This window comes from Clostridium sp. UBA5712, assembly GCF_002419845.1.
Classification (GTDB): domain Bacteria; phylum Bacillota; class Clostridia; order Clostridiales; family Clostridiaceae; genus Clostridium_J; species Clostridium_J sulfidigenes.
This window is the reverse complement of record NZ_DIGW01000010.1, coordinates 276,078-301,150: the sequence shown is the minus strand read 5'-3', so window position 1 is coordinate 301,150 and position 25,073 is coordinate 276,078. Positions and strand designations below refer to the sequence as shown.

General features: G+C 29.0%; 27 protein-coding genes. 24 read left to right on the top strand and 3 right to left on the bottom strand.

Annotation, left to right across the window (positions count from 1 at the left end):
* Positions 1 to 93: 93 nt before the first annotated feature.
* Positions 94 to 1,713: a hypothetical protein gene (locus B3B03_RS05395; RefSeq protein ID WP_346876651.1), complete on the top strand. Its 1,620-nt coding sequence runs from the start codon at positions 94 to 96 to the stop codon at positions 1,711 to 1,713.
* 111 nt (positions 1,714 to 1,824) lie between these two features.
* The gene (locus B3B03_RS05390) at positions 1,825 to 1,992 is read left to right on the top strand and encodes a hypothetical protein (protein ID WP_156964387.1); all 168 of its coding nucleotides are present in this window, start codon (positions 1,825 to 1,827) and stop codon (positions 1,990 to 1,992) included.
* A 46-nt stretch (positions 1,993 to 2,038) separates the two neighbouring features.
* Here the strand turns inward: B3B03_RS05390 and B3B03_RS05385 are convergent, their stop codons facing one another.
* Positions 2,039 to 2,653 (bottom strand): 4Fe-4S dicluster domain-containing protein, encoded by a 615-nt coding sequence (locus B3B03_RS05385; RefSeq protein ID WP_346876650.1) that lies wholly within the window; start codon positions 2,651 to 2,653, stop codon positions 2,039 to 2,041.
* Positions 2,654 to 3,030: 377 nt separating this feature from the next.
* Between B3B03_RS05385 and B3B03_RS05380 the strand changes: the two genes are divergently transcribed.
* The 3 genes from B3B03_RS05380 to B3B03_RS05370 are packed head-to-tail and all read left to right on the top strand — an operon-like array spanning position 3,031 to position 6,101.
* A complete protein-coding gene (locus tag B3B03_RS05380; protein WP_346876649.1) occupies positions 3,031 to 4,071 on the top strand; it encodes a M20/M25/M40 family metallo-hydrolase in 1,041 nt (346 codons plus the stop codon).
* Positions 4,062 to 5,090, top strand: a complete 1,029-nt coding sequence (locus B3B03_RS05375) for a M42 family peptidase (protein ID WP_346847696.1) — start codon at positions 4,062 to 4,064, stop codon at positions 5,088 to 5,090. The genes B3B03_RS05380 and B3B03_RS05375 overlap by 10 nt, the downstream gene beginning before the upstream one ends.
* Positions 5,091 to 5,108: 18 nt before the next feature.
* Complete coding sequence (locus tag B3B03_RS05370) at positions 5,109 to 6,101, top strand: hypothetical protein (protein ID WP_346847695.1); 993 nt, start codon at positions 5,109 to 5,111, stop codon at positions 6,099 to 6,101.
* A gap of 144 nt (positions 6,102 to 6,245) precedes the next feature.
* Here B3B03_RS05370 and B3B03_RS05365 read toward each other — a convergent pair whose 3' ends face one another.
* Positions 6,246 to 6,416 carry an HTH domain-containing protein gene (locus tag B3B03_RS05365; RefSeq protein ID WP_084178217.1) on the bottom strand — a complete coding sequence of 57 codons (171 nt, stop codon included), beginning with the start codon at positions 6,414 to 6,416 and terminating at the stop codon, positions 6,246 to 6,248.
* A gap of 83 nt (positions 6,417 to 6,499) precedes the next feature.
* The gene (locus B3B03_RS05360; protein WP_346876648.1) at positions 6,500 to 7,297 is read right to left on the bottom strand and encodes a nitrilase-related carbon-nitrogen hydrolase; all 798 of its coding nucleotides are present in this window, start codon (positions 7,295 to 7,297) and stop codon (positions 6,500 to 6,502) included.
* A gap of 287 nt (positions 7,298 to 7,584) precedes the next feature.
* Between B3B03_RS05360 and B3B03_RS05355 the strand changes: the two genes are divergently transcribed.
* The 19 genes from B3B03_RS05355 to ftsX all read left to right on the top strand — a co-directional run bounded on the left by B3B03_RS05355 (position 7,585) and on the right by ftsX (position 25,044).
* Positions 7,585 to 8,412, top strand: coding sequence for a YihY/virulence factor BrkB family protein (locus tag B3B03_RS05355; RefSeq protein ID WP_346876647.1), 828 nt, complete (start codon positions 7,585 to 7,587; stop codon positions 8,410 to 8,412).
* Positions 8,413 to 8,544: 132 nt separating this feature from the next.
* On the top strand, positions 8,545 to 9,420 hold the full coding sequence (gene galU / locus B3B03_RS05350) for a UTP--glucose-1-phosphate uridylyltransferase GalU (RefSeq protein WP_346847692.1): 876 nt from the start codon (positions 8,545 to 8,547) through the stop codon (positions 9,418 to 9,420).
* 233 nt (positions 9,421 to 9,653) lie between these two features.
* Positions 9,654 to 11,693, top strand: a complete 2,040-nt coding sequence (locus tag B3B03_RS05345; protein WP_346847691.1) for a PAS domain-containing sensor histidine kinase — start codon at positions 9,654 to 9,656, stop codon at positions 11,691 to 11,693.
* A gap of 151 nt (positions 11,694 to 11,844) precedes the next feature.
* Positions 11,845 to 12,186 carry a single-stranded DNA-binding protein gene (locus tag B3B03_RS05340; protein WP_035132193.1) on the top strand — a complete coding sequence of 114 codons (342 nt, stop codon included), beginning with the start codon at positions 11,845 to 11,847 and terminating at the stop codon, positions 12,184 to 12,186.
* A gap of 318 nt (positions 12,187 to 12,504) precedes the next feature.
* A complete protein-coding gene (locus B3B03_RS05335; RefSeq protein WP_346847690.1) occupies positions 12,505 to 13,455 on the top strand; it encodes a MoxR family ATPase in 951 nt (316 codons plus the stop codon).
* A gap of 9 nt (positions 13,456 to 13,464) precedes the next feature.
* The gene (locus tag B3B03_RS05330; protein ID WP_346876646.1) at positions 13,465 to 14,592 is read left to right on the top strand and encodes a DUF58 domain-containing protein; all 1,128 of its coding nucleotides are present in this window, start codon (positions 13,465 to 13,467) and stop codon (positions 14,590 to 14,592) included.
* Positions 14,592 to 15,857 (top strand): hypothetical protein, encoded by a 1,266-nt coding sequence (locus tag B3B03_RS05325; RefSeq protein WP_346847688.1) that lies wholly within the window; start codon positions 14,592 to 14,594, stop codon positions 15,855 to 15,857. The genes B3B03_RS05330 and B3B03_RS05325 overlap by 1 nt, the downstream gene beginning before the upstream one ends.
* Before the next feature lie 271 nt (positions 15,858 to 16,128).
* A complete protein-coding gene (locus tag B3B03_RS05320) occupies positions 16,129 to 16,476 on the top strand; it encodes a DUF6514 family protein (protein WP_346847687.1) in 348 nt (115 codons plus the stop codon).
* Between the two features lie 203 nt (positions 16,477 to 16,679).
* Positions 16,680 to 17,054 (top strand): holo-ACP synthase, encoded by a 375-nt coding sequence (locus B3B03_RS05315; RefSeq protein ID WP_346847815.1) that lies wholly within the window; start codon positions 16,680 to 16,682, stop codon positions 17,052 to 17,054.
* A gap of 1 nt (position 17,055) precedes the next feature.
* On the top strand, positions 17,056 to 17,958 hold the full coding sequence (locus B3B03_RS05310; RefSeq protein WP_346847686.1) for an NAD(P)H-hydrate dehydratase: 903 nt from the start codon (positions 17,056 to 17,058) through the stop codon (positions 17,956 to 17,958).
* 98 nt (positions 17,959 to 18,056) lie between these two features.
* Positions 18,057 to 18,674: a germination lipoprotein GerS-related protein gene (locus tag B3B03_RS05305; RefSeq protein WP_346847685.1), complete on the top strand. Its 618-nt coding sequence runs from the start codon at positions 18,057 to 18,059 to the stop codon at positions 18,672 to 18,674.
* An 84-nt stretch (positions 18,675 to 18,758) separates the two neighbouring features.
* Entirely contained in the window at positions 18,759 to 19,922 is a 1,164-nt protein-coding gene (alr, locus tag B3B03_RS05300) for an alanine racemase (RefSeq protein ID WP_346876645.1), read from the top strand.
* Positions 19,923 to 20,048: 126 nt separating this feature from the next.
* Positions 20,049 to 20,312: a hypothetical protein gene (locus B3B03_RS05295; protein WP_051823997.1), complete on the top strand. Its 264-nt coding sequence runs from the start codon at positions 20,049 to 20,051 to the stop codon at positions 20,310 to 20,312.
* A 15-nt stretch (positions 20,313 to 20,327) separates the two neighbouring features.
* Positions 20,328 to 20,681, top strand: a complete 354-nt coding sequence (locus tag B3B03_RS05290; protein WP_035132183.1) for a type II toxin-antitoxin system PemK/MazF family toxin — start codon at positions 20,328 to 20,330, stop codon at positions 20,679 to 20,681.
* A 363-nt stretch (positions 20,682 to 21,044) separates the two neighbouring features.
* Complete coding sequence (locus tag B3B03_RS05285) at positions 21,045 to 21,872, top strand: transketolase (protein ID WP_035132181.1); 828 nt, start codon at positions 21,045 to 21,047, stop codon at positions 21,870 to 21,872.
* The gene (locus B3B03_RS05280; protein ID WP_414632266.1) at positions 21,872 to 22,810 is read left to right on the top strand and encodes a transketolase family protein; all 939 of its coding nucleotides are present in this window, start codon (positions 21,872 to 21,874) and stop codon (positions 22,808 to 22,810) included. Before B3B03_RS05285 ends, B3B03_RS05280 begins: the two co-directional genes overlap by 1 nt.
* Positions 22,811 to 22,925: 115 nt before the next feature.
* A complete protein-coding gene (locus B3B03_RS05275; RefSeq protein WP_346847683.1) occupies positions 22,926 to 23,303 on the top strand; it encodes a hypothetical protein in 378 nt (125 codons plus the stop codon).
* 171 nt (positions 23,304 to 23,474) lie between these two features.
* A complete protein-coding gene (ftsE, locus tag B3B03_RS05270) occupies positions 23,475 to 24,161 on the top strand; it encodes a cell division ATP-binding protein FtsE (RefSeq protein ID WP_035132175.1) in 687 nt (228 codons plus the stop codon).
* The gene (ftsX, locus tag B3B03_RS05265) at positions 24,151 to 25,044 is read left to right on the top strand and encodes a permease-like cell division protein FtsX (RefSeq protein ID WP_346847682.1); all 894 of its coding nucleotides are present in this window, start codon (positions 24,151 to 24,153) and stop codon (positions 25,042 to 25,044) included. Before ftsE ends, ftsX begins: the two co-directional genes overlap by 11 nt.
* The last annotated feature ends 29 nt before the right edge of the window (positions 25,045 to 25,073 follow it).

The following is a 25,073-nucleotide window of genomic DNA, read 5'->3' as shown; positions in this document are numbered from 1 at the left end:
AATAGATTTCTGTAGTGAATTATTTTTGAAACAAGGAATTTTATGTATTTTGTAGAATAAGTTATTCAATTAAAGTATTGGAGTTGAGCACTTATGGAAGAGGTAAATAAAACACTAGTAACTTCATTGTATAATAAAATAAACTTGTATCTAGATATTGTAGAGATATTTGAATATTTACAGAAAGAATTTTCAAGCTATTTTAAATATGATAGTTCTATTACAGAGTCTACAACAAAGAAGTTCATTGGAGATTTTAATACCTTTGTTATAGTAGAAGAAAAGGAAAGAATTGAAGAGGTTTTTCATAAAGTACATACTAGTGAAGATCATAAGGTAAGCTGCAATGCTTTAAGTAAGGAAGTAAAAATAGATAAGAAATTCATCCATGATATTTTAGATAGTATAGAAAAAAATATAAATTCTAGGTTAAATCTATTTAAAAAGAAATTTGAGCTAGAGGTGTATACATTTCACATGAAGCATGGTGAAAAAGAAATATATAATGAACTAAATAGATATGTTTATGAGGATATGGAAGGGACATTATCATACATAGAAATAGGAGTTGTTCATCTTAAAAACATTGTAATGGGTGCTTTAGAAGAAGAAATAAAATCTTATCATAGGTTTATTTGGAATACATTCAAAGAATTAATGGTTGATTTAAGGGGAATAGATACCTTAAATAAGGGTGATATTTCAGATAAAATAATTATTAAAGAAGATGAGATTTTAAATTCCTTAGATGCTTTAAAAGAAAAGATATCAGAAGTGGTAAGGAAAGAATTTATAGAAGTACTACTTAACTTAATTAATGAAGCCTTTGGAGATGAATTTACTAAAAGAATAAAAATTTATAAAAAAGAATTAAATAAATACTTAGCCAAAGAAATTTGTGAATCAAATTTAACTAAAATAGAATCAATAGGATATACAACTACTTACGATAATTCTATGAAAAATAGAGAATGTACCATAGGATATAAGGTGTTTTCCTTAGAGCATGACTTTTTAAATATGATGATAAATATAAGTAAATTTAGCTTTGATGAAATAACAGATGAAATAGAACTCAGTATAAACAGTATATTTTATAATGAATTTACTAGACTAATTTATTATATAAATAGTGAAGAAGAGTTTTATGCCATGTGTAGAAGTTTTCAAGATAAGTTTAATTATATAACTTGTGAAATTATTAAATCTTCATTGAAGTCCATAAAGGATAATTATTATAACTCTATTATAGATATACTCATGGATAATATGAAATCTATCAGTGGTATTAATGTTTTTAAATCTATAGATAGCTATAGAGGAAATATAAAAGTATATAATCAAGGCTTAATTATGGATTTATATAATAAATGGAATAAGATGTATGGTAATTATAATGAGCTAAAGAAGTACTGTATAGATATATCTAATATATTAATTTTAGATGAAAAAGATATTTTAAAGGAGTATTTTCAGTTGGATTTTAAAGAAGATAGTATATTCAAAGGTGAATATTACTGTGACTTTAAGGCATTGGAAAGAAAAAAGGAAGAACTTTATAACAATGTAGCTTTAATAAAAGAAAAACTATTAAAAACTCTTCAAGGAGATTTTACAACTTATTTTGATCATTTATTTCAAAGTATAGGAAAAAATTTAGAATATGCAAAATCAGAAGAGAAGAATTATTATACGGCAATTAATACTATATAAACTTATAAGTACTTTTTAGATACTTTTAGGTATTAATAAATTTTTTAACTACACTAGGTGGTACAATTAACAGAATATAAGTAATATTTTAAATTGAATGGAGTTGGTATTATGTCAGTGGATTTGTTTAAAAGAGCTAATGCTAAGGATTCAGAGTTTAAGGGAAGAAGTGCTGATACAGAAAAATATTATTATAATCACTCTTTTAAAGCAAATATGATAGCTACTGGAATTATTGTTGCTGTAATTTTAGGGTTTATTTACTTACTTATTAGATAATAATACCAAAAGCCTAGAAAGGGTAGTTCCTTTCTGGGCTTTCTTTTTAGTCTTCAATATAATTTAAAAGGTTATTAAAACCTATTCTATAAACAGTAGTTGCAAAGGCCTCCCCTTGGATTTTATGAGCATTATAGAAGGATAAAAGTTTATCCATTACCTTAGGAATTTCCTCTATGCCATAAAATTTAGGTAATATGTGTGGAGGACAGGCTAATTCTGTACTATTAATATAAATAGTTAATCCTGTTCCTGCTGAAGATAGGGCTAAGAATGAACAGTTGCCAATGCAATTTCCACATCTTAAACACTTGTCCTCATGTAGGACTAATTCTTTATTTATTTTTTCAAGGGCGCCACTAGGACAATATTTAGTACATCTTGTACATGCTATACATTCACGTTGATTTAAATCTACTTTTGTACCATTAATTATTCCTATTGAATCTTTATATATTTCACTATACTTGTCTACTATATCTACTAGTTTAGTTAAATCATTTTCATTATAATTTTCTGCCGGTGTAGGTAGTGTGCTTCTCTTAAAAATAGACTCACAGTTATCATATAAGAAGCCTTGAACCTTTCTTCTTAATTCTATTGAAGTTTCATCTAATTTTTCATCAAAGGCCTTAGTAATATCTTTAGTATAATTAGTCATAAATATATTCTCCTTTTATAAAATATAATCCCTATAATAATTGTAATATGATTTAATAATAGAATAGCAAAGTATATTATTAGGTTCAAGATTTACTATAAATATAAGTTAAGAAGTATTTTTACTTAAGGCATATTCAAAAAATAAATAAGTCAGAATGCTCGTTTATTTTGTGTTATACTGCGTCAACAGAACCCGTAGATAGTGCTACTATCTATGGAACCTGTTTCCTTGTCTAACTCAAAATATACTTCCCATCTTTGACTTGTTATTTATTTTCAGATGCCTTAGTAGTATTGTTGTAAATACTTAACAGCTAAGGTATACTTTTATTATCATTAAATGTATTTTGTAATTAGAAGGGGAGTCTTATGATTATGGAGGATAAAGAGTTACTAAAAACACTTTGTATGTCTCATGGCCCTAGTGGAAGAGAACACTGGCTTGGAGATTATGTGACAGAGGTATTTTCGGAATTTGGACAAGTTACTAGGGATAATTTAAATAATATAATTATTCATAAGAAGGGTAAGGGCAAAGGTAAAATCATGCTTATGGCTCACCTGGATGAAGTATTTATGATTATAACAGAGGTAAAAGAAAATGGATTTTTAGCATTTAAAGGTAATGGTATTGATCCTAAGACTTTAGTTTCTAAAGAGGTTATAATCCATGGAAAAGAAGCTATTCACGGTATTATAGGAATTAAGCCACCTCACTTAATGAAGGATGAAGATCGAAAAAAAGCAGTAACTATAGATTCTTTATTGATTGATACAGGATATTCTAAGGAGTCTTTAGAGAACATAGTTAAACCAGGAGATTATGTTACTGTTAAAGGAAACTATAAAGAACTTTTAAATAATAATGTAAGTGTTAAAACTGTTGATGATAGAGGTGGAGTTGTAGCCTTATATAGATGTGCTAAGGAACTTAAAAATATAGAACATGATATGGATGTTTATTTTGTATGTTCTGCTCAAGAGGAAGTAGGTCATAGAGGTGCTAAAACTGCTACTAATAGAATTAATCCAGATATAGGTATTGCTGTAGATGTTACCTTCGATTGTGGAATGTATGGTCTTGAACATGGTGATACTGAACTAGGTAAGGGTGGAGTAATCTGTATAGGTCCTAATATTCATCCTAAGGTTAGAAAGCATCTTATGAAGGTTTGCAAAGAATATAATATTCCATTTCAATTAGAAGTGGAAGCCGGAAATACAGGAACAGATGCTTGGGATATTCAAGTAGCTGGTGAAGGGGTTGCTACACTTCTTATATCAATTCCTATAAAATACATGCATACTTCAGTGGAAACTGTAAATATGGATGATATAAAAAACACAGGATATATGATGGCAAAGTTAATAGAGAGTATAAAGGGTGAAGAATTGGAGGAATTAGTATGTTTTTAGATGAGATTCTTCAAAAGAACGGTATTTTAGATAAATTGACTTCTTTAAGTGGTCCTTCAGGATTTGAGGGAGAAGTAAGGGGCTTTATTAAAGAACAGGTTACCCCTTATGTAGATGAGATTTTTACAGATAGAATAGGAAATATTATTGTTCATAAAAAGGGTAAAGGAAAAAAAGTAATAGTTGATGCTCATATGGATGAGGTAGGTTTTATAATAACTGGCTACAATGAGGATGGAAGCTTAAGATTTAGTGCTTTAGGAGGGATAAATGCTAAGATAATACCTTCTAAGACTGTACTTATAGGGCCTAATAAAATACCAGGAGTTATTGGAGCAAAACCAATTCACCTTCAAGGAGCAGAGGAGAGAGAAAAGGGTCTAAATTATAGTGATTGCTGTATTGATATAGGAGCTAGGTCTAGAAAACAAAGTGAGGAGCTTATAGATCTAGGGGAGTATGTAGTTTTTGATACAGAGTATGATGAATTTGGAGAAGGGCTTGTAAAGGGAAAGGCCTTTGATGATAGAGTAGGATGTTTTGTACTTATGGAGGCATTAAAGGAAAATTATGATGTAGACCTATATGGAGTGTTTGCAGTTCAAGAAGAAGTTGGAGAAAGAGGCGCTTTCATTTCGTCTTTAAATTTAAAGGGAGATTTAGGAATTGCTTTAGAGGGTACAATATGTGCAGATATGCCAAGTGTTCCTAAGCACTTAAGAGCTACTGAAGTTGGAAGAGGACCAGCTATATCAATAATGGATTTAACTAGTATATTCGATGTTGATGTGGCTGATGATATTATGGAAGTAGGGAATAATTTAAATATTCCATATCAAAGAAGAAAAGCTATAGCTGGAGGAAATGATGCAGCTACTTTCCATGGCACAGGATCTGGGGCAAAGATTGCTACTATTTCAGTTCCATGTAGATATATCCATTCTTCAGTTTCAGTAGCATCAAAGGAAGACATAAAGAACACAGTTAAATTATTAGTAGAATACTTAAAAACACTATAGATTTTGGAGGTATTTGTGATGAATAAATTATTTGAAGATTTAGTAGGAGCATTTGGAGTTAGTGGACATGAGGAAGAAGTTAGAAGTGTAATTGTTGAGCAATTAAATTCACTAGAAGTTGAAAATAAGGTAGATAACATGGGAAATGTTATAGCTAAAATAGGTAGAAGTAATGGAGAGGAAGAAAAGAGAATTATGATTTCTTCTCATATAGATACCATGGGATTTATAGTTATGTATATTGAAGATAATGGTTTCTTGAGAATTGGAAAAGTAGGAGAATTTGATGAAGCTGCCTTTGTGAATAATATGGTAGAATTTGAAAACGGAAATTCAGGAAGAATTTGCGGAACTAAAGATAGTCCTAAAATAGATGACATGTATATAGATTTAGGAGTAGAAAGTATAGAAGAGGCTTTAGAACTAGTAAGAGAAGGAGATGTATGTATTATTACATCTAATGTTATAGAGGAAGAAAAGAATATAATTGCACCAGCTTTAGATAATAGAGTAGGCTGTTATATGTCACTAAAATCTATAGAGAAACTTATAGAGAATAAAGAATCATTAGAGAAGTTAGATAAGGAAATATATTTTGTATTTTCGACTCAAAACACTTTAGGAGGAAGAGGAGCAAGAGCAGCTGCTTATGAAATAAATCCTATGTATGCTTTAGTTGTAGATGGAGAAAATGCTGGAGATACATTAGGGGGAAGTGGAAAGTTTTCTTTAGGAAAGGGTACAGGAATAAAGTTCATGGATAAAACTTTGTTAATGCATCATGAAGTGAAAGAACAATTGGAAAAAGTTTATGAAAAAATGGATAAAAAACCACATTATATCTTTGGTGAAACTCAAGGTGATGGTAAAACAATCCATAAAGAGGGAGTAGGAGTTAAGACTGGAACCTTAGTTTATCCTGTAAGATATAAGGATACAAATATGGAAATGGTTAATTATAAAGATATAGAAGAAGGAATAGAAGTTATTTATAATTATACTACATTATAATATAAGGTTATTTAAATAGACCTATAGACATAACTTTTAGAGAATATACAAAAAAATAATAAATATTAGAGCCTTCACTTTAAGAATATGAGTGAAGGCTCAATTTAGTTTAGGATTAATTTGTTTTAAATTATAAGGTAGTAACTATTTTGCAGCGTAATAGCATCTTTTTGGAGATTCTATTTTATCCTCTGCTTTAAGTGATTTTATAGCTTTATCTACCTCTTTTTTGTCAATACCAGCCTTTTCAGCAATTTCTCCAGCTTTTAATGGCTCAGATGAATTTTTCAGTACTTCTAAAACTTTATCTACCATGTTAACACCTCTTTTAATAATTATAGTTATTTAATAATATTTATTATATAATATTTTAATAAAAATATCAACAATATTATATTTTATCTGTTATCAGTTTGTAATTTATTATAAAGTAATTCTCGTCTGTCCTCCTTTACTTTAAAAGAATTTCTGACTCTACTGACTAAAGATCTATCTATGTCTGCTATGAGAATATCCTCCACACCTTCCTCTGTGCTACCTATAATTTTACCTAAAGGGTCTATAATTAAAGAATTTCCACTATAGTTTATATTATTACCAATACCAATCCTATTAACTCCAGCAATATAGCATTGATTTTCAATAGCTCTACTTCTAAGCAAGGTTATCCAGTGTTCTTTTCTACTTTCAGGCCAATTAGCAGCTATAGTAATTAAGTCACATTTTTTTGAAGCTATTTGAAAGATTTCAGGGAATCTTAAGTCATAGCATATAAAAGGTGAAAGGGTTATTTCATCAATTTGTGCAAAGCATATTTCCTCACCACCAATGTAGTATTTACTTTCTTCACCATAGGAGAAAGGATGTATTTTAGAGTAGTTACATAGAATATTTCCATTAGAAGATATTATTGTATAATTATTTTTACCTTTTATATCATTAGTAATACCCTGAATATAACCAATTCCTGCATTAATGCAATAACCTTTGCATAAACTAGAAATGTAGGAAAACGTAGAAAAATCAAATTCTTTTAATTTTTCTATGTTCATTGTAAACCCAGTAAAGGATAGTTCAGGAAATAAAAGTAAGTCTATTTTTAGCTCTTTAGCTTTTTTAAAAAATTCTTTGCTTGCTGATAAGTTAAATTGCTTATTTTCCCATAAAATATTATTCTGTACCAGTCCAATTTTCACAATATCACCCCTTATATTACTAATTATAATATATTTTAAAGTTATTATTCATAATAATCCTAAGAAATTTATTATTTTATAAGAAAGTTAATACTAAATTATATGAAGGGTGATTTGTTTAATTATGTTAAAGAAAGTGGTATAATTAAAGGAAACTTAGCTCCAATAATAGGTCAATTTTTAATTGAGTTTATAAATTCTTAATACTGTCTATATACTTCCTAGATAATAGGTCAATATTATAATATATAGACAATAGAATAATGTAAAAGGTAGGGGTATTGCCTATGAAAATAACTGAAAACACAGTGAAAATGGCATTGAGATATAAGAACCATCATATATCTTCATTAGCTTCACAGTTAGCTTTTGATATGCTGTTTTCATTTTTCCCATTTTTGATTTTATTACTAACTCTAGTTGGATTTATAAACGTAGATCCCATAGAAGTGATTGGAAGTTTACAAAATATAATGCCCGAGGAATTATATAATTTAGTATCTACTTTAGCCCTTCAATTGTTACAAACTAGAAATGGAAATTTATTATCTTTTTCATTAATGTTCTCCATTTATACAGCATCTAGAGCTTTTAGAGCCATAAGATACGGGTTAAACAGAGCATATAATGAAGAGGAAGATAAAAATAAGATAAAGTTAATAATACTCTCCGTTTTATTTATGATAGTGATATCTTTTATGATAATATTTGTACTAGGTTTTTTAGTATTTGGAGAGATGATAAGTTTAGAATTAGTTCAATGGTTAGACCTTGATATTAAGTTATTTTATTTTATACGATATTTAAGGTACCCAATTGGTTTTGCAGGTATGATAGTTATATTTACAGCCATATATAAGCTTATACCTTCAAGACGAATAAAATGTAGAGAGGCCTTTCCAGGGGCTATATTCACAAGTATTGCTTGGATAATTTTATCAATGGGGTTTGCGTTTTATGTAAACAACTATGGGAAATATACTGATATTTACGGAAGCATAGGAGTGGTTATTGTTTTGATGGTTTGGTTACAAATAACATCTACTACAATTTTATTAGGGGGAGAACTGAATGCACTATTAATGTATGATAAAGAAAATAGCTTCAAAATATAATAAATTCATGTTTATTATTAACACTTATGAGAATGTTTAGTTTAATTATTTGTAATATTGTGTTAAGATAATGAAGAAGAATGACAATGATGTAGAATATTATATAAGGTCAATAGTAATGGAGGGTATGAGATGAAGGTTAGAAAGGCTATAATTCCAGCAGCAGGTTTAGGAACTAGATTCTTGCCAGCTACAAAAGCGGTGCCTAAAGAGATGATTCCTATTGTAGATAGACCTACTATAGAGTATATAGTAGAAGAGGCTGTGGCTTCAGGTATAGAAGAAATACTTATAATAACAGGTAGAAATAAAAAAGCTATAGAAGATCATTTTGATAGAGCTGTAGAACTAGAAATGAATCTTGAGAGAGATGGGAAGAAGGAACTTTTAGAGTTAGTCCATAAGTCAACTAATATGGCTAATATCCATTATATTAGGCAAAAGAATCCAAAGGGGTTAGGCCATGCCATAAGTTGTGCTAAAGCTTTTGTTGGAGACGAACCCTTTGCAGTTATGCTAGGAGATGACATAGTAGATAGTGAAGTTCCTTGTTTAAAGCAATTAATGGATGCTTATGATAAACATGGTACTTCAATTTTAGGAGTTCAAGAAGTAGCCAAAGAAAATGTAAGTAAATATGGAATTGTAAAAGGCGATAAAATTAATGATAGAGAGTATGTAGTTAAGGATTTAGTGGAAAAGCCAAAGGTTGAAGAAGCGCCATCTAATGTTGCTATTTTAGGTAGATATATTATAACTCCTGAAATATTTGACATACTAGAAGATACTAAACCAGGAAAAGGAAATGAAATACAATTAACTGATGGTTTAAAAACTCTAATGGAAAAGGAAAGTATGCATGCTTATATTTTTGAAGGTAGAAGATACGATGTAGGTGATAAATTAGGATTTTTAGAAGCTACAGTGGAATTTGCTTTAAAAAGACAAGACTTACAAGATAACTTTAAAAAAATTTTGGAAGAAAAATTTAATTTAAAGCATATATAATTTAATAATAGAGCATAAAAACTGGTATATAATCCCAATGATATATATCAGTTTTTATTTTATATATCAAATTTTATTATTTTTACTCAGAAGAGGTACGGAGACTTATTCTCATTAACCTGTCAAGAAAAAAATGTAGAATAATAGTAGAAAAATGTAGTAAAAAAAGTATTAATTTTAGTGTAAAATGATTAAGTGGTACATTGAGTAACGTTAAAATTGGAGGATAAATAATGGAGTTTAAGAATAAGGAAGATTTGGAGTTTTACAACAACATTTCGGAACCTATTATAGTTATAGATAGTAATAATGAAATTAAATACTGCAATGAAGGAGCGTTAGAATTTTTAGGAGTTCAAAGTATTGATTCAATTGAAGAGTTGGATATAAACACAATGATAAAGTTCTCTACGTTGAAGAGTGGTGTCTTTGATGTAAAGGATTTTATAAAAAATGATAGAAGTGAGAGAATTCGTGCAAGTATAGATACAAGAATATATAAAGAAATAGAAATAGAATTAGTTTTTAGAAGTATAAAAGTTGGTAATAGTGAAGGCACCTTAATGTTGTTGAAAAATATAGTAAGTAATAATCTCCATTTTAAATCAGAAGTTATCAATAAAGACAATAGCAAATTAGAGGAGCATGAAGAATTTAAATATATTGTAGTAGATAAAGACGAGGATGAAGCCTTCATCTCAACAAAAGAAATAGACTTAAATATAAATTTTTATAAAGCTATTTTTGCTAATAGTACCACTGGAATTGTAATAGAAAAGGAAAATAGAATTAGTTATATAAATAAAGTTGCTATGGATATAATTGGAGACCCAAAAAGTGATACCTTTTTAGGTAAAAGTATTTTTGAAATAATTAAGTTAGATTCTATACAATATAATGATGAATTTTTGAAAAAACAGTATTCTAAATATAATTCTAGTTTGAACATAGTAGAAAGAAAGTTTATTAGAGAAGATGGGAGCATTGTTTATTGTGAAGTTACACCCATGTGTTTTGTGAATGATAATGATATATATTCTATATTTTTAATTAGGGATATAACAAGAAGAATAAAAGTAGAGGAAGCAGTAATAAGCAATAGGGATAATTATGTTGAGCTTCTTAAACTTTTACCCTTTGGTATGGTTATATATTCTGATGGTAAGCTTGAAATAGGTAATGAGGCTTTAGTTAATATTTTAGGACTTAACGGGATAGATGAATTAAAAAATTTATCCTATATAGATATAGTAGATGAAGAATATAAAGATGTAGTTAAAGAAATGTATTTTGATGCTCAATTTAGAGGAAAATCTACAGAATTTAAGGAAGTTAAAGTGAGAAGGGAATATGGAGCACTAATAGATGCTGAGATTGCAAGTTTCGGAATAAATTTTAGTTATGGAAGATCTGTAGTATTTTTAATTCAAGAAGTTACAGAACGCAAAAAAGCTCAATTAAATAAAGTTAAATTGGAACAAGCTATAAAATATGATAAGTTAAAAACTGAATTTATATCTAATATGTCCCATGAACTAAAAACACCATTGAATATAATATTAAGTACTGTACAAGTATTGCAATACAATTATAAAGATAAAAATGATGAACAATTGGATAGATATCTAGATTTAATGAAAGTAAATAGCTATAGGTTATTAAGACTAATAAATAACTTAATAGATGTTACTAGAATTGATGTAGGTAACTTAAAAATGAATTTTGGTAATTATGATATAGTAGCTATAGTAGAGGATATAACTATGGCTGCAGTAGAGTATGTGGAAAGTAAAGGTATGACTTTAATATTCGATACTGATATTGAAGAAAAAATTATAGGAATTGATAGAGAAAATATAGAAAGAATAATATTAAACCTATTATCAAATGCAGTTAAATTTTCTAAGGATGACGGAACTATTATGGTGTCTATTCATGATTTAGGGGACAAGGTTCAAATTTCAGTGAAGGATAATGGAATTGGTATTCCAGAAGAACTTCAGGAAAAGATATTTGATAGATTTGTGCAAGGTGAGGATCTATTTACCAGATCTCACGAGGGGAGTGGAATAGGATTATCCCTAGTAAAATCTATAGTTGAAAATCATGGTGGAAAGACATATGTAAAAAGTATTGTTAATGGAGGAAGTGAATTTATTGTAGAACTTCCAAACATTCTTTCTAAAAATCAATTTTGTTCAACAAATCTATATCATGCTGATAAATATAATTTAGAAAGAATAAAAATTGAGTTTTCAGATATATATAGATAAGAATATTTAAAATGCTATTGGAATAGTTGTTCCAATAGCATTTTATTTTTCATACATTAAAAGAATGGTTAAGATATTTTTAATAATATGTTTAAAAAATATATTCATGGGTAAAATTACAAAAAATGATATGTTTTTTTGGAGGTATATGATGAATAGAATAGTTTTAGTTGGTAGATTGACACGAGACCCTGAAATTAAAGTTTTTGAAGATAGTAGTAAGGTTTTTACTAGATTGGTTTTGGCTGTAGATAGACCTTATAAAACTGCATCGGGAGAAAAACATGTAGATTTCATTCCAGTAGTACTAAGAGGAAAGAAAGCAGAAATTGTTAATGAATATCTAATTAAAGGAAGTGTTATTAGTGTAACTGGTAGACTTCAAAGTAGGCATTATGAAGGTGAAGATGGACAGAAAAAGTACATATCAGAAGTTATAGCAGATGAATTTCAGTTCATGAATACTAAGAAACCTAAAGAAGAAATTGGTTAAATCTACATGACTTAAATTGTTATTTTAGTAAATCGCATATATGTGTATAACAATCTAAACAATATTTTTAATCAGTAAAGCCTATTCTATTGTAATATCACAATAGAGTAGGCTTTTTTAAATTAATTAATAATAAGTAAAAAAATATTTATTTATTAAAAAGTCACAGGTTAGTATATTAAAAATATTTGGATAATAGGCATATTAAGAGTATAATAAATTCATAAGGCAAAACTTTAATCTTATTTAAAAATGGTAAATTTCAGGTATAAAATATAGATTATAGTTAAACAAAATATAAGGGTAGAGGGGTTTATTATGGAGCTTGAAAAATTTAAAGTATTTAGAGAGAAAGCAATGGAAAACATATCTAAAGTTATAATTGGTAAAGAGCATATAATTGATAAAATAATAGTGTCATTTATAACTTCTGGTCATGTATTATTAGAAGATGTTCCAGGACTTGGGAAAACTAAACTGTGCAAAACATTGTCAAAAACTATGAATTGTAGCTTTAAAAGAATTCAATTTACACCAGACTTATTACCTTCGGACTTAACAGGAATATATTTTTATAATCAACAATCAAAAGAATTTGAATTCAGAGAAGGACCGCTTCTAAGTCAAATTGTTTTAGCTGACGAAATAAATAGAGCTACGCCAAGAACACAATCTGCTTTACTTGAGTGTATGGAAGAGAGACAGATAACAGTAGAAGGAAATACGATAAAGTTAAAGAGGCCATTCTTTGTTATAGCCACTCAAAATCCAGTAGAACAATTTGGTACATTCCCGTTACCGGAAGCTCAATTAGATAGATTTTTTATGAGATTATCTATGGGGTATCCAAGCTATGATGAAGAAATAAAAATGATGGATAGGTTTATAGGAAAAGATCCATTAGACTCCCTAGAGTCTGCTATAACTATAGAAGAAATAAACTATGTTCAAGAGAATTATAATAAAGTTTATGTTAGTGATGAAATAAGAAGATACATAGTAGATTTAGTCAATGCTACTAGAACTAACAGTGAAATAGAGTTGGGATGTAGTCCTAGAGCTACATTAAATCTTATGAAAGGTTGTCAAGCATTAGCTGCTATTAGAGAAAGAGATTATGTGATTCTTGAAGATGTTAAAGAGCTTGCAATACCTATAATGAGTCATAGAATTATCTTGAAAAGCGAAATAAATAGTGGCAGTGAGAAGAGTGAAAGAGTTATACAAAAGATTCTCGCAACTATAGAAACTCCAATAGATAGGCAATAGAGGTGTATTATGATACTTCAAATATTTGTTTTTGCAGCAATTGTAATTATACTGGTAAATATAATGAGTTTTATTACTGAAAAAGGGTATGAAAACTTAAAGGTGTATAGGGAAATAAAACCAGATAGGGTAACTGTGGGCGAAGAATTTACAATAACTATGAAAGTAGAAAACAATAAAAGAATGCCCGTTCTATTCTTGGTGGTGGAAGAAAGAATACCTGTTGAATTAAGATTTGTTGGCGAAGTCTCTACTTACAAATATGGAAATGATAATTGGCACATATGCAAGTATGTAATGGGTAAATTTCAAAGAAAAAGTAGAACTTATACTTTAGTAGGAAAAAAAAGAGGAGCTTACATAATAAAGTGCATGAATATTTTTATAGGGGATATGGTGGGACTAAATATTAAAAGTAGAGAGCAGAATGATTATATTGAAGTTTTAATTTATCCTAAGGTAAAATCAATAGGAAGCTTTAGATTTGATGTGACAAATTTTTTAGGAGATAATACAGTAAGGAGATGGATACATAAGGATCCTTTATATATAAAAGGAGTAAGAGAGTATAACGTTGAAGATAGAATGAAGGATATTCATTGGAAAACTTCATTAAAGGCAGATAAGCTTATGGTTAAGGACTATGATTATACTTCAGAACAACAGATGGTTATAATCCTTAATACACAATGTGGAGATCCTTGTTGTAATTATATAGATGAAGATATTATAGAAACATCTATAGATATTGCAGTTGCATTAGCTGCAAAAGCATCTAAAGAAAGTATCCCAACAGGTATTTGGAGTAATGCACATTTGATTTACTGTAATGAAAATTCTGTAAATGAGATTGAGCCGAAGGTAGGAAGTTTTAATAGTATATTGGAGTTTTGTACTAGAATATATCTTGCTGTAAAATATGAACTTAATGAATACTTAAAGAGTAGAATGCCTTATTTTGATAAAAGTTGTACCTATGTATTAATTACTACTTATTTAAATGAAAAAGATATTAGGATTTTAAATATTCTAGTGGCAAATGGCTATAAAATAAAGATTATAGATGTTTCTAGAGAAAACAAAATTAAAAATATCAAAGGAATTGATAAAATTTCATATAAGGGGGAGATGAAGTAATGAGTTGGTCTGAACAAGTTAGGCTTTATTATGATATAACATTTAGTATGCTAACATCTGTTGTTTGGATGATAGTAACAGCTCTTATATTTTCTAAGGATATGAAATTTTCTATTTTCATTTTAATGATGATATCTATATTAACTAGCAAATATTTACTAAGAAAAGGTAAGAAGGTAGAGATTTGTATTGGGGTTTCTTTAATCCCAATTATTGTTTACGAAATATTTAGTCAAGAAATAGTAATTGCCATTGTAGATATAATATTTGTAGCATTAATCAGTGCTGTTTTACTTAGAGAAACTAATGAAAATATAAATTATGATAGATATAAAAATATTTTTATAAATGGAATTTCTTATATTTTCATAGCATCAATTATCTGTAGTATGTTCAGGCCTATTTATGCAGAAATCATATTTAGAGGTATAGTTATATATCTGATTTTGATGGTTATAACTATGAGAGAGACTATGGGATATTGTTATAATATAAAAAGTTCAAAAGTGAATAAAATTATAAATATATCTCTAATTTCATTGGCATTATTAACTACACAGGAGTTTTTTTATAATATATTTGTGAAGGTAGTTTCAATTTTGTATAGAGGAATTGAATTTATAACTGAATTTATAATAGATGTAATAGTAAAAATTATTGGGATTCCAATGACTTGGGTTTTTAATGCTTTACAAAAATTATTTACTGAAAGACGAGGAGCTTTAGAAGATATATTTGGAAGAATAGATTCAGGTAGTAAAAATCCCCCAAATATAAAAGGATTAACGCCAGAAATGGTAACAGCAAGTCCCACATTTATATTTATAATGAAGGTTATAGTTACAATAATATTAATATTAATTGTAAGTAGTATCATAAGAAAAATAATAAAAGGTACTAATTTAAATAGAGATGATGGTTATACTGAAATAATTGAAGAGATTGAGCAAAAGGATCCTGGTTATAAAAAAGTTATAGATAAAATCAAAAAAATATTTAGAAAGAAGGGTACCCCTAGGGAAGAAGTTTTATATAAGTATAGTGAGTTTGTAGAAGTTGCAAATAAAAAAGAGATTTTTAAGACATATATGACTCCAAGACAACTTGGTAATATTGTTAAGATAAAAGTGGATAACTGTATGGAAGTTGATGAAGTTACTAATATGTATAATGAAGCAAAGTTTTCTACACATATTATAAACAAGTCTTATGAACAAAAAGTGGAAAAATATGTGGATAACATCAATAAAAACATAAAAAAGTGACAAGAAAAATTAATCTACAATAAAAGACAAGAAAACTCACATAATATTAACATTTTATCCACTGATATATTAACAATAACAAATAGTTTTGTATAACTGTAAAGAATAAGTAATTTTGTGAAATAAGGTGTAAATTTTGAGGGGGAATATATTATTGTTGCCTACAAGAATTTACACATTATTTTTTTATATAGTGATACAATTTCTTTAGGCAATAAAATGTTGTAATTTTATTGCTATAAATGGTTTTACATTATTTGGGGGTGCTTTTATGATAATTGAGACGTTGAAATCTAACATGGTATGTGAAGAGAATACTATAGAATACACTTATAATTTAATTCAATCAGAATTAGAGGTCCATATGAATGGTGAAAGAAGGGTTATAGATGTATATGGTGTAGAAATAGAAAGTGAAGTGAAAAATAAAGGCAAACATGTAAAGCAATACAAAGAACATGTAGAATGTATAACTCCTAATAGATATAAGGGAAGTGAACTTCTGGGATTATTAAAAAATAATGTGGTCTCACCAATACATCTTATAGATATTATAGAAGAATATATAGAGGCATATTATGCTGATTTTGACGAACTTGTACAAGCAATAGCAAATTAATTATAACTATTTTTATTTATATGAGTAGTTTATAAAGTTAAACTTAATTAATATGATAATTGAAAATATTATCATCATATACTTTCATATATATATAAGTTATAGTTGATATTAACCTATTTATTTATTAAAATTAAAGATGTAAAAATATGTTTATAATTTAATTATAAGTATATGAAATATTTAGGTTTGGAGGTGAGATGGTGATAGTAGGAGTTGGAGTAGATATAGTTGAAATAAGACGTATAAAAGATGTAATGGAAAAAAATGAAAAGTTTTTAGAAAAAATATTTACAAGTAAAGAAATACAATACTTGAAAACTAGGAATTTAAGGCCGGAATATGTAGCAGGTAGGTTTGCTGCAAAGGAAGCGGTTTCAAAAGCACTAGGAACAGGGTTTAGAGGATTCAACTTCAGAGATATAATAGTAGATAGTACTACTCTTGGTAAACCTACAGTCACATTAGAAGGGCAGGCAAAAAATATTGCTAACAAGAATGGGAATACAACTATTCATCTGAGTATTTCTCACGGATGCGATAGTGCTATTGCCTATGCTGTTTTGGAGGTCGTTTAATATGGTAAATCCTTTTGATAAATTAAAAATTAATAGATTAGGGTTTATAGGATTTAAACATAGGGCCATACAAATGGATAAGGAAATGATACAAAGTATATTAAAAGCTAGAGATGATGATACCTACAAAGGAGATTATGGACAAGCATTTATAATAGCTGGCTCTATGGGCTTTTCTGGTGCTGCATATCTTACTACTCAAAGTGCAGTAAGAAGTGGCGCTGGATTAGTGACCCTTTGCGTTCCTAAAGAAATACAGGAGATAATGAGCATAAAGTTAAATGAGGCTATGACAATCAATTTTGAGCAAAGTGAAAAAATAGGTAATATTATGGTTAAGTCTAATTGTATTGCTATTGGACCAGGAATGGGGAATGCTAAGTTAACTTTTAATATAGTGAAAAGTATGATTGAAAATGCAGAATGCCCTATTGTAATAGATGCGGATGGACTAAATGTACTACAGGGAAAACTTGAATTGCTTCATAGTAAAAATAATAGCATTATATTAACACCTCATTATGGGGAGATGGCAAGATTAACTGGATTATCTGTTGATGAAATAAAAGAAAATAGGGTAGAAGTAGCAAGGAATTTTGCTTATGAGTATGATGTAATAGTTTTATTAAAGGACCATAGAACTGTAATAACTGATGGAACACAGGTTTTTGAGAATACTACAGGAAATAGTGCAATGGCATCAGGTGGAATGGGAGATACTTTGACAGGAATTATAACTTCATTTATTGCTCAGGGATATGATGCTCTAGAAGCTACATGCATTGCTACATTTATACATGGATATTGTGGTGATAGGCTAGCAGAGAATATGTTCTGTGTCAATGCTACCCATATTATAGAAGAATTACCTTTTGGGATAAAAGAAATTTTGGATAGTAATTGATACATAGAAATAACTGTGGATTATAATAAAATAAATATGGTTATAGAGAGTAGAAAACTATAATAAACATATAGTGTAATAAGTAATTGGAGGAATTTATGAAAAAAAGACTAACTTATACACTATTTATTATAGCTATATGCCTAACCATTGCAGTGGCTTTATTCATTAAAGGAAGAACAAGGACTTTAGATGAGTATAATGTAATTGATTCCTTAAGTGAGATTAAAGCCTATAAGAGTGATATAACTATAGAGGTCGTAAATGACAGAGAAACAAATAAGTATGAAGGGTTTCAAACCTATAAAAAAGATATAGGATATAAACTGGATTTAAAGGATAAGAGATCTTTTACTTTTAAAGGTGATGAGATACTTGTTAAAGATAAGGAGAATATCAAAGAGTATACCTTAGATAAAGGGTTTGATGAAGTATTTAAATATGGATTTATTGGTGAATATATAGGATTAATATATACAAATGAACAATTAGAATTTGAAACTGAAACAATAAATAATAGTGAGTGCTTTGTGATAACAACAGTGATTCCTGGAAGCAATAACAACATTTGCCAAGGTAGCTTATATTATGATATTAAAAATAATAGACCGAAGAAAATAATAATCTATGATAATAAAGGTAGAGAAAGAATTATATATACTTATGAAAACTTTAACTGGACTGATAAGGTTGAAGATGTGGAGTTAGATTTATAACAATGATACAAAACAGTAAGAGCGAATCTAGTATTTACTATGAGGTAGTTCTTGACAACTGGAAAGGTGAGCAAGGTGAGTAATATGGAAAAAAAGATAAGACCCTCTTGGGCAGAAGTGGATTTAGATGCTTTAAGGAATAATGTAAGTGAAGTAAAAAGGGTTTCAGAGGGGAAGGAAATAATTGCTACAATAAAAGCTGATGGATATGGACATGGAGCTATAGATATATGTAAATCTATGATGGATGAAGGTATAAATAGATTTGCAGTAGCTATTGTTACAGAAGCGGTAGAACTAAGAAAAGCTGGTGTGGAAATTCCTATTATTATATTGGGATATACACCAAAGGAATTTTATGATGAAGTTATTGATTTAAACCTAGAGCAAACTATATATGATTATGAAGATGCTAAAATACTTTCAGACATAGCTATAAAGAAGAATAGCATAGCTAAAATTCATATAGCTGTAGATACAGGTATGGGGAGGATTGGATTTTTAACAACGAGGGAGCAGGCTAGGGAAGTACATAGGATAACTAAGTTAAAAGGAGTAAGAATTGTAGGAATATTTACTCATTTTGCTACTGCTGATGAGAAAGACAAAACTTATGCTAGTTTTCAAATAGAAAAATTTAATATATTTAATATATATCTTGAAGAATTAGGTATAATTATACCCTTTAAGCATGTAAGCAATAGTGCTGCTATAATAGATTTTCCTGACTTACCATATGATGGAGTTAGAGCTGGTATTATGCTTTATGGATATTATCCTTCCAAGTATGTTAATAAAAATAATGTTAACTTAATACCTGTTATGTCGCTAAAATGTAAAATTGTTCATTTGAAAAAAATACAGGAAGGCGATTATGTAAGCTATGGTAGATTGTATAAAGCACCTGCAGAACGGATAATTGGAACTCTTCCTATAGGATATGCAGATGGCATTTCGAGAGCATTAACAGGGGTGGCTAAAGTAATTGTGAATAGTAAAATAGTACCTGTTGTAGGTCGTATTTGTATGGATCAATGTATGATAGATGTAACAGATGTACCTGGGGTGAAGATTGGGGATGAAGTTATATTAATTGGAAAAGATAATATAGGGAATGTTATAACAGCAGATGATATAGCAGAATCTATAGGTACAGTCAATTATGAAGTAATTTGTGATATAAGTAAGAGAATTCCAAGAATATATACAAAAAACGGTAAAATTTTCAGTGTAAGAAACTACGTATAGTAAAAAGTATAAAAAAATGTTGTAAAAAGTAGAAATTGAGGATAATTTCTTTGACATAATAACAATTGATGATTTATAATTAAGTTGTACATAAAGTTGTTATTTAAATTGGAGGTAATGAAATCCATGGGTAGCTCAAAGAAATTTATTCTGAATTTTGGTAGTAGTTTTTGCGAAAAATTTAATGATGTAGATAAAAAACAATTTATAACAAATAGTAAATTAATTATGGATTATGGAATAGTATATAGTGAAGGCTATAATAGTAATAGCTATATAGAGAAAATGAAACAAGGATATTTAGCTATGAGAGAATTAAATTTAGAATTATCAGAATATGGCTTTGAGAGTTATATTAATGACTTAAGTGAATATGAAGCTAGCCTTTAGGAGTGTGAATGCCTAATGACAATTGTTATAAAGAGAGGCGATATATTTTATGCTGATTTAAGCCCAGTGGTTGGATCAGAACAGGGTGGAATAAGACCTGTAATAATTATACAAAATGATGTGGGAAATAGATATAGTCCAACTGTGATAGTTTCAGCTATAACCTCTCAGATAAATAAGGCAAAACTTCCAACTCATGTAGAGATTTCTTCTGAAGAATACGGATTAAATAAAGACTCGGTAGTTTTGCTAGAGCAAGTTAGAACTTTAGACAAAAGAAGATTAAAAGAAAAGATAGGTCATATGACCGATGAAGATATGATTAAAGTTGATGTTGCTCTTAAAATTAGTTTAGATTTAAAAATGTAAAAATAAGCTTAATATTAAGGGGCTGTTTCAAAATACACTAAATCTTAATTGGATGTGGAGTATGCACTAACAACAATATTTTAGTGAAACTTAACATTTTATAGAGATTAGTGAATTATTTTGAAATAGCTCCTTTTAAATTAAATCGGTAGATGGACAAAAAAATATAAAGTATTTATTACTTTTATAATGATAGAAGTATAGTTGTATTTAATTGAAGTGTAAGGTAAATAATATATTAATAATTATTGGAGATTTCTTATAATGAAATGTATGGATAAAAGTAAAATTTCAACTAAATAGTTGAGAATAAATAAATTATTGATATAATGGGTTTAGAAGAAAATCAGGGAGGGATAAGCAATGGAAAAGTCATTAATAGCATTAGAGAATATAGCGAAAGTTTTAAGAAAAGATATTATAAAGATGGTAACAGAGTCAGCATCTGGTCACCCAGGCGGTTCTCTATCAGCTGTAGAAATCATTACTACATTATATTTTAATGAAATGAATATTGATGTAGAAGACTCTAAGAATCCTAATAGAGATAGATTTGTATTATCAAAAGGTCATGCTGCACCAGTTTTATATGCAGCTCTTGCGGAGAAGGGTTTCTTTAATAAAGAAGAACTTATGAAATTAAGAAAAACTGGAGCAATGCTACAAGGTCATCCAAATATGAATTACATACCAGGAGTAGATATGTCTACAGGTTCATTAGGTCAAGGAGTTTCCGCTGCGGTAGGTATGGCACTAGCAGGAAAGCTTGATAATAGCTCATATAGAGTATATACCCTACTAGGAGATGGAGAATTAGAGGAAGGTCAAGTTTGGGAAGCAGCTATGTGTGCAGCTCATTACAAACTAGACAATTTAACAGCTTTTGTAGATTATAATGGACTTCAAATAGATGGAGATATTGATAAGGTTATGAATCCTAATCCTATAGCAGATAAGTTTGTAGCATTTGGATGGAACGTGATTTATTTAGAAGATGGTCATGATTTAGTTAAGATAAAAGATGCTATAGAAGCTGGAAAAGGAGTAAAAGATAAGCCTACAATGATAGTTTGTAAAACAATTAAAGGAAAAGGTGTATCTTTTATGGAGAATCAGGCAGGTTGGCATGGTTCAGCTCCAAGTAAAGAGCAGTGTGAAATAGCATTAAAAGAGATTGGGGGAGAAGAATAATGAAAAGTGTTGCAACTAGAGAAGCCTATGGAAAAGCATTAGCAAGAATAGGTAAAGAAAATGAAAATATAGTAGTTCTTGATGCAGACTTATCTAAGTCTACTAAAACTGCTGATTTTAAGTCTGTATGCCCAGAGCGATTTATCAATATGGGGATTGCTGAAGGTAATATGATGACTGTGGCAGCGGGAATGGCAGCTTGTGGAAAAATTCCTTTTGCATCTACTTTTGCTATATTTGCAACAGGAAGAGCTTTTGAACAAATAAGAAATTCTATATGTTACCCTAAATTAAATGTAAAGGTATGTGCTACTCATGCTGGTCTAACAGTAGGAGAAGATGGTGCTTCTCACCAATCTGTAGAGGATATTTCATTAATGAGAAGTATACCTAATATGGTGGTGATTAGTCCAAGTGATGGAATTGAGGCTGAAGCAGCAATAGAAGCTATAACAAAATATGAAGGCCCTTGCTATGTTAGGCTTGGTAGAAGTTCGGTACCTATAATAAATGATAATGAAGATTATAAGTTTGAAATTGGTAAAGGAATAACTTTAAGAGATGGGAAAGATGCTACTATAGTTGCAACTGGAATTATGGTAGAGGCAGCATTAGAAGCGTACAATATTTTGGCTGAAGAAGGCATAAGAGTTAGAGTTATTAATATACATACAATAAAGCCTATAGACGAAGAATTAATAACAAAAGCTGCAAGAGAAACAAATCTTATAGTTACTGCAGAAGAACATAGTATCATAGGTGGCCTTGGTTCAGCAGTGGCGGAAGTAGTAACTACACATTGTCCAGCTACAGTTTTAAGAGTTGGAATAAAGGATACTTTTGGTGAAAGTGGTAAGCCTGCAGAATTATTAAAAGCTTATGGATTAACAGCATTAGATATAGTTAAAGCAGTTAAGACTGGAATTAGTATGAAATAAAAAATAAAATTGAATATGGAAGAAATCTAAGGAGACTTAGGTTTCTTTTTTTTATAGCCTATGATATAATTTATAAATAATTTGAAAATTCGATTTACTAAGGAGAGCGTTATAGATGAAACAAGATGTTAAAGGATATATGAGTGATGTAGTCTTTTGTTTTAAATTGTCTTTAAAATTAGTTATTATACCCGTAGTTTTAGGTATAGTTATTAGTTGTATATATCTATTAGTTAAAGGTCAATCTATGGAACTTTATGGAATACTTAGAGGAATAAGAAATACAGGAATTATATTTTCTTGTGGAGGATTATTTGTATCAGCATTAGCATTTCTACAACCGACAAAGTTATTGAGACCTTTAAGCTATGAGAAAACTTGGAGACAATATCTTTATAAATTTGGTTTAGTAGGAACTATATTCTGCACCTTTGCATTATTAGCAACATATTTCTTAGTATACGATATGCTAATTCATAACTTATATGTGTAGTTCACATACATAAAGAAGCATGAGTGGAAAAAAATATATATATTTCCACTCTTTTTTTATGAAGAAAAATAAGAATTTATTATTTTTTAACTTATGTAGGACTTGCATTTTAAATTTTTATGTTATAATATACACAGATAAAAAGTAAAAAGTCGAGGAGAGTTAATAATTATGATAGATTTTAAAAATGTTACTAAGGTTTATAATAACAATGTACTAGCTTTATCTAATTTAAATGTACATATTGACCAGGGTGAATTTGTTTTCTTAGTAGGCCCAAGTGGAGCAGGAAAATCTACCTTTATAAAGATGTTATTAAAAGAAGTTGATCCAACAGCGGGTTCGGTTATAGTTGCAGGATCAGATTTAACAAAGCTAACAAGGAAAGAAGTGCCTTATTATAGAAGAAAAATTGGAGTAGTGTTTCAAGATTTTAGATTGATACAAAGTTTGAATGTATTTGATAATGTAGCTTTTGCACTAAGAGTTATAGGATCAAGCGAAAAGGATATACAAAAAAAGGTTCCAGCAGTGCTTTCAATGGTAGGATTATCAAAAAAGAGAGATGCTTTACCTACAGAGTTATCAGGTGGAGAACAACAAAGAGTATCTATAGCTAGAGCTATAGTAAATAGTCCATCATTATTAATTGCTGATGAACCAACAGGTAACTTAGATCCTGAAACTTCATTAGAAATTATGGATATTTTAAGTGATATTAGTAGAGCTGGAACTACCATTGTTATGGCAACCCATGCAAGAGACATAGTTGACTCTATGAAAAAGAGAGTTATAGCTATTGAGAAGGGTGTTATTGCCAGAGATGAGGAAAGGGGGAAATATGGTTATGAAATTTGATTCTTTTAAATATTCATTTAAGGAAGCACTTAAAAGTATAAAAAGAAATAAAACTTTAAGTATAGCATCTATAGCTACAGTAACAGCTACACTTTTTTTATTAGGAGCTATAACACTAGGAGTTGCTAATGCAGATAAATTAATTACGCAATTGGGATCCATGGTTGAGGTGAAAATCTACTTAAAAGAGGATATAAGTGATAATAATAAAAATGCTATAGAGAATAAAATTAAAGAAGTAGATGGTATTGATAAGATAACTTTTCAAAGCAAGGAAGATGCTTTGAAGGATGTAAAGGAACAAATGAATGATGAATTAGGTCAGTTAACATCTGGATTTGAGGATAATAATCCATTCCCAGCTTCCTTTACAGTAAATGTTAAAGAGCCGCTAGTAGTAGATAAAGTTGTAAGTAGTATTAAAGATATGAATGGTATTGATGAGATAAAAGATGCAAGATCTATAATTGCAAAAATTTCTAAGCTTACAGATTCATTTAAAATAGGTGCTGCAGTAGCATTTGTAGTTTTTATTATGATATCTCTATTCTTAATAGGAAATACCATAAAAATTACAGTGTTTACGAGAAAAAAAGAAATAGGAATAATGAAGTATGTAGGAGCTACAGATTGGTTTATTAGATGGCCATTTATAATAGAAGGTATGATACTTGGAATATTTGGAGCAGTCATATCGGTAGTAGTACTAGGTTTTATATATTCTATTATAATTAATAATTTAAGCGCCGATACACTGTTTGGATTTGATTTAGTAGGTATTTCTTATATATTGAAGGTGATTATTTGGGAATTCCTGGGATGTGGAGTTTTCATAGGTGCTATTGGAAGTATAATATCCATGAGAAAATTCTTAAAAGTTTAAATTATAAAGAACAAACAAGACTAAGAATT

Excerpts from the sequence above, each read along its gene's own strand:
- B3B03_RS05345 (WP_346847691.1), top strand. The coding sequence starts at position 9,654 with ATGGAGTTTAAGAATAAGGAAGATTTGGAGTTTTACAACAACATTTCG.
- B3B03_RS05370 (WP_346847695.1), top strand. The coding sequence starts at position 5,109 with ATGAATAAATTATTTGAAGATTTAGTAGGAGCATTTGGAGTTAGTGGA.
- B3B03_RS05380 (WP_346876649.1), top strand. The coding sequence starts at position 3,031 with ATGGAGGATAAAGAGTTACTAAAAACACTTTGTATGTCTCATGGCCCT.
- B3B03_RS05285 (WP_035132181.1), top strand. The coding sequence starts at position 21,045 with ATGGAAAAGTCATTAATAGCATTAGAGAATATAGCGAAAGTTTTAAGA.
- B3B03_RS05395 (WP_346876651.1), top strand. The coding sequence starts at position 94 with ATGGAAGAGGTAAATAAAACACTAGTAACTTCATTGTATAATAAAATA.
- B3B03_RS05390 (WP_156964387.1), top strand. The coding sequence starts at position 1,825 with ATGTCAGTGGATTTGTTTAAAAGAGCTAATGCTAAGGATTCAGAGTTT.
- B3B03_RS05335 (WP_346847690.1), top strand. The coding sequence starts at position 12,505 with ATGGAGCTTGAAAAATTTAAAGTATTTAGAGAGAAAGCAATGGAAAAC.
- B3B03_RS05320 (WP_346847687.1), top strand. The coding sequence starts at position 16,129 with ATGATAATTGAGACGTTGAAATCTAACATGGTATGTGAAGAGAATACT.
- B3B03_RS05310 (WP_346847686.1), top strand. The coding sequence starts at position 17,056 with ATGGTAAATCCTTTTGATAAATTAAAAATTAATAGATTAGGGTTTATA.
- B3B03_RS05325 (WP_346847688.1), top strand. The coding sequence starts at position 14,592 with ATGAGTTGGTCTGAACAAGTTAGGCTTTATTATGATATAACATTTAGT.
- B3B03_RS05330 (WP_346876646.1), top strand. The coding sequence starts at position 13,465 with ATGATACTTCAAATATTTGTTTTTGCAGCAATTGTAATTATACTGGTA.
- B3B03_RS05275 (WP_346847683.1), top strand. The coding sequence starts at position 22,926 with ATGAAACAAGATGTTAAAGGATATATGAGTGATGTAGTCTTTTGTTTT.
- B3B03_RS05355 (WP_346876647.1), top strand. The coding sequence starts at position 7,585 with ATGAAAATAACTGAAAACACAGTGAAAATGGCATTGAGATATAAGAAC.
- galU (WP_346847692.1), top strand. The coding sequence starts at position 8,545 with ATGAAGGTTAGAAAGGCTATAATTCCAGCAGCAGGTTTAGGAACTAGA.
- B3B03_RS05340 (WP_035132193.1), top strand. The coding sequence starts at position 11,845 with ATGAATAGAATAGTTTTAGTTGGTAGATTGACACGAGACCCTGAAATT.
- ftsE (WP_035132175.1), top strand. The coding sequence starts at position 23,475 with ATGATAGATTTTAAAAATGTTACTAAGGTTTATAATAACAATGTACTA.
- B3B03_RS05280 (WP_414632266.1), top strand. The coding sequence starts at position 21,872 with ATGAAAAGTGTTGCAACTAGAGAAGCCTATGGAAAAGCATTAGCAAGA.
- ftsX (WP_346847682.1), top strand. The coding sequence starts at position 24,151 with ATGAAATTTGATTCTTTTAAATATTCATTTAAGGAAGCACTTAAAAGT.
- B3B03_RS05375 (WP_346847696.1), top strand. The coding sequence starts at position 4,062 with ATGTTTTTAGATGAGATTCTTCAAAAGAACGGTATTTTAGATAAATTG.
- B3B03_RS05305 (WP_346847685.1), top strand. The coding sequence starts at position 18,057 with ATGAAAAAAAGACTAACTTATACACTATTTATTATAGCTATATGCCTA.
- alr (WP_346876645.1), top strand. The coding sequence starts at position 18,759 with ATGGAAAAAAAGATAAGACCCTCTTGGGCAGAAGTGGATTTAGATGCT.
- B3B03_RS05290 (WP_035132183.1), top strand. The coding sequence starts at position 20,328 with ATGACAATTGTTATAAAGAGAGGCGATATATTTTATGCTGATTTAAGC.
- B3B03_RS05365 (WP_084178217.1), bottom strand. The coding sequence starts at position 6,416 with ATGGTAGATAAAGTTTTAGAAGTACTGAAAAATTCATCTGAGCCATTA.
- B3B03_RS05385 (WP_346876650.1), bottom strand. The coding sequence starts at position 2,653 with ATGACTAATTATACTAAAGATATTACTAAGGCCTTTGATGAAAAATTA.
- B3B03_RS05295 (WP_051823997.1), top strand. The coding sequence starts at position 20,049 with ATGGGTAGCTCAAAGAAATTTATTCTGAATTTTGGTAGTAGTTTTTGC.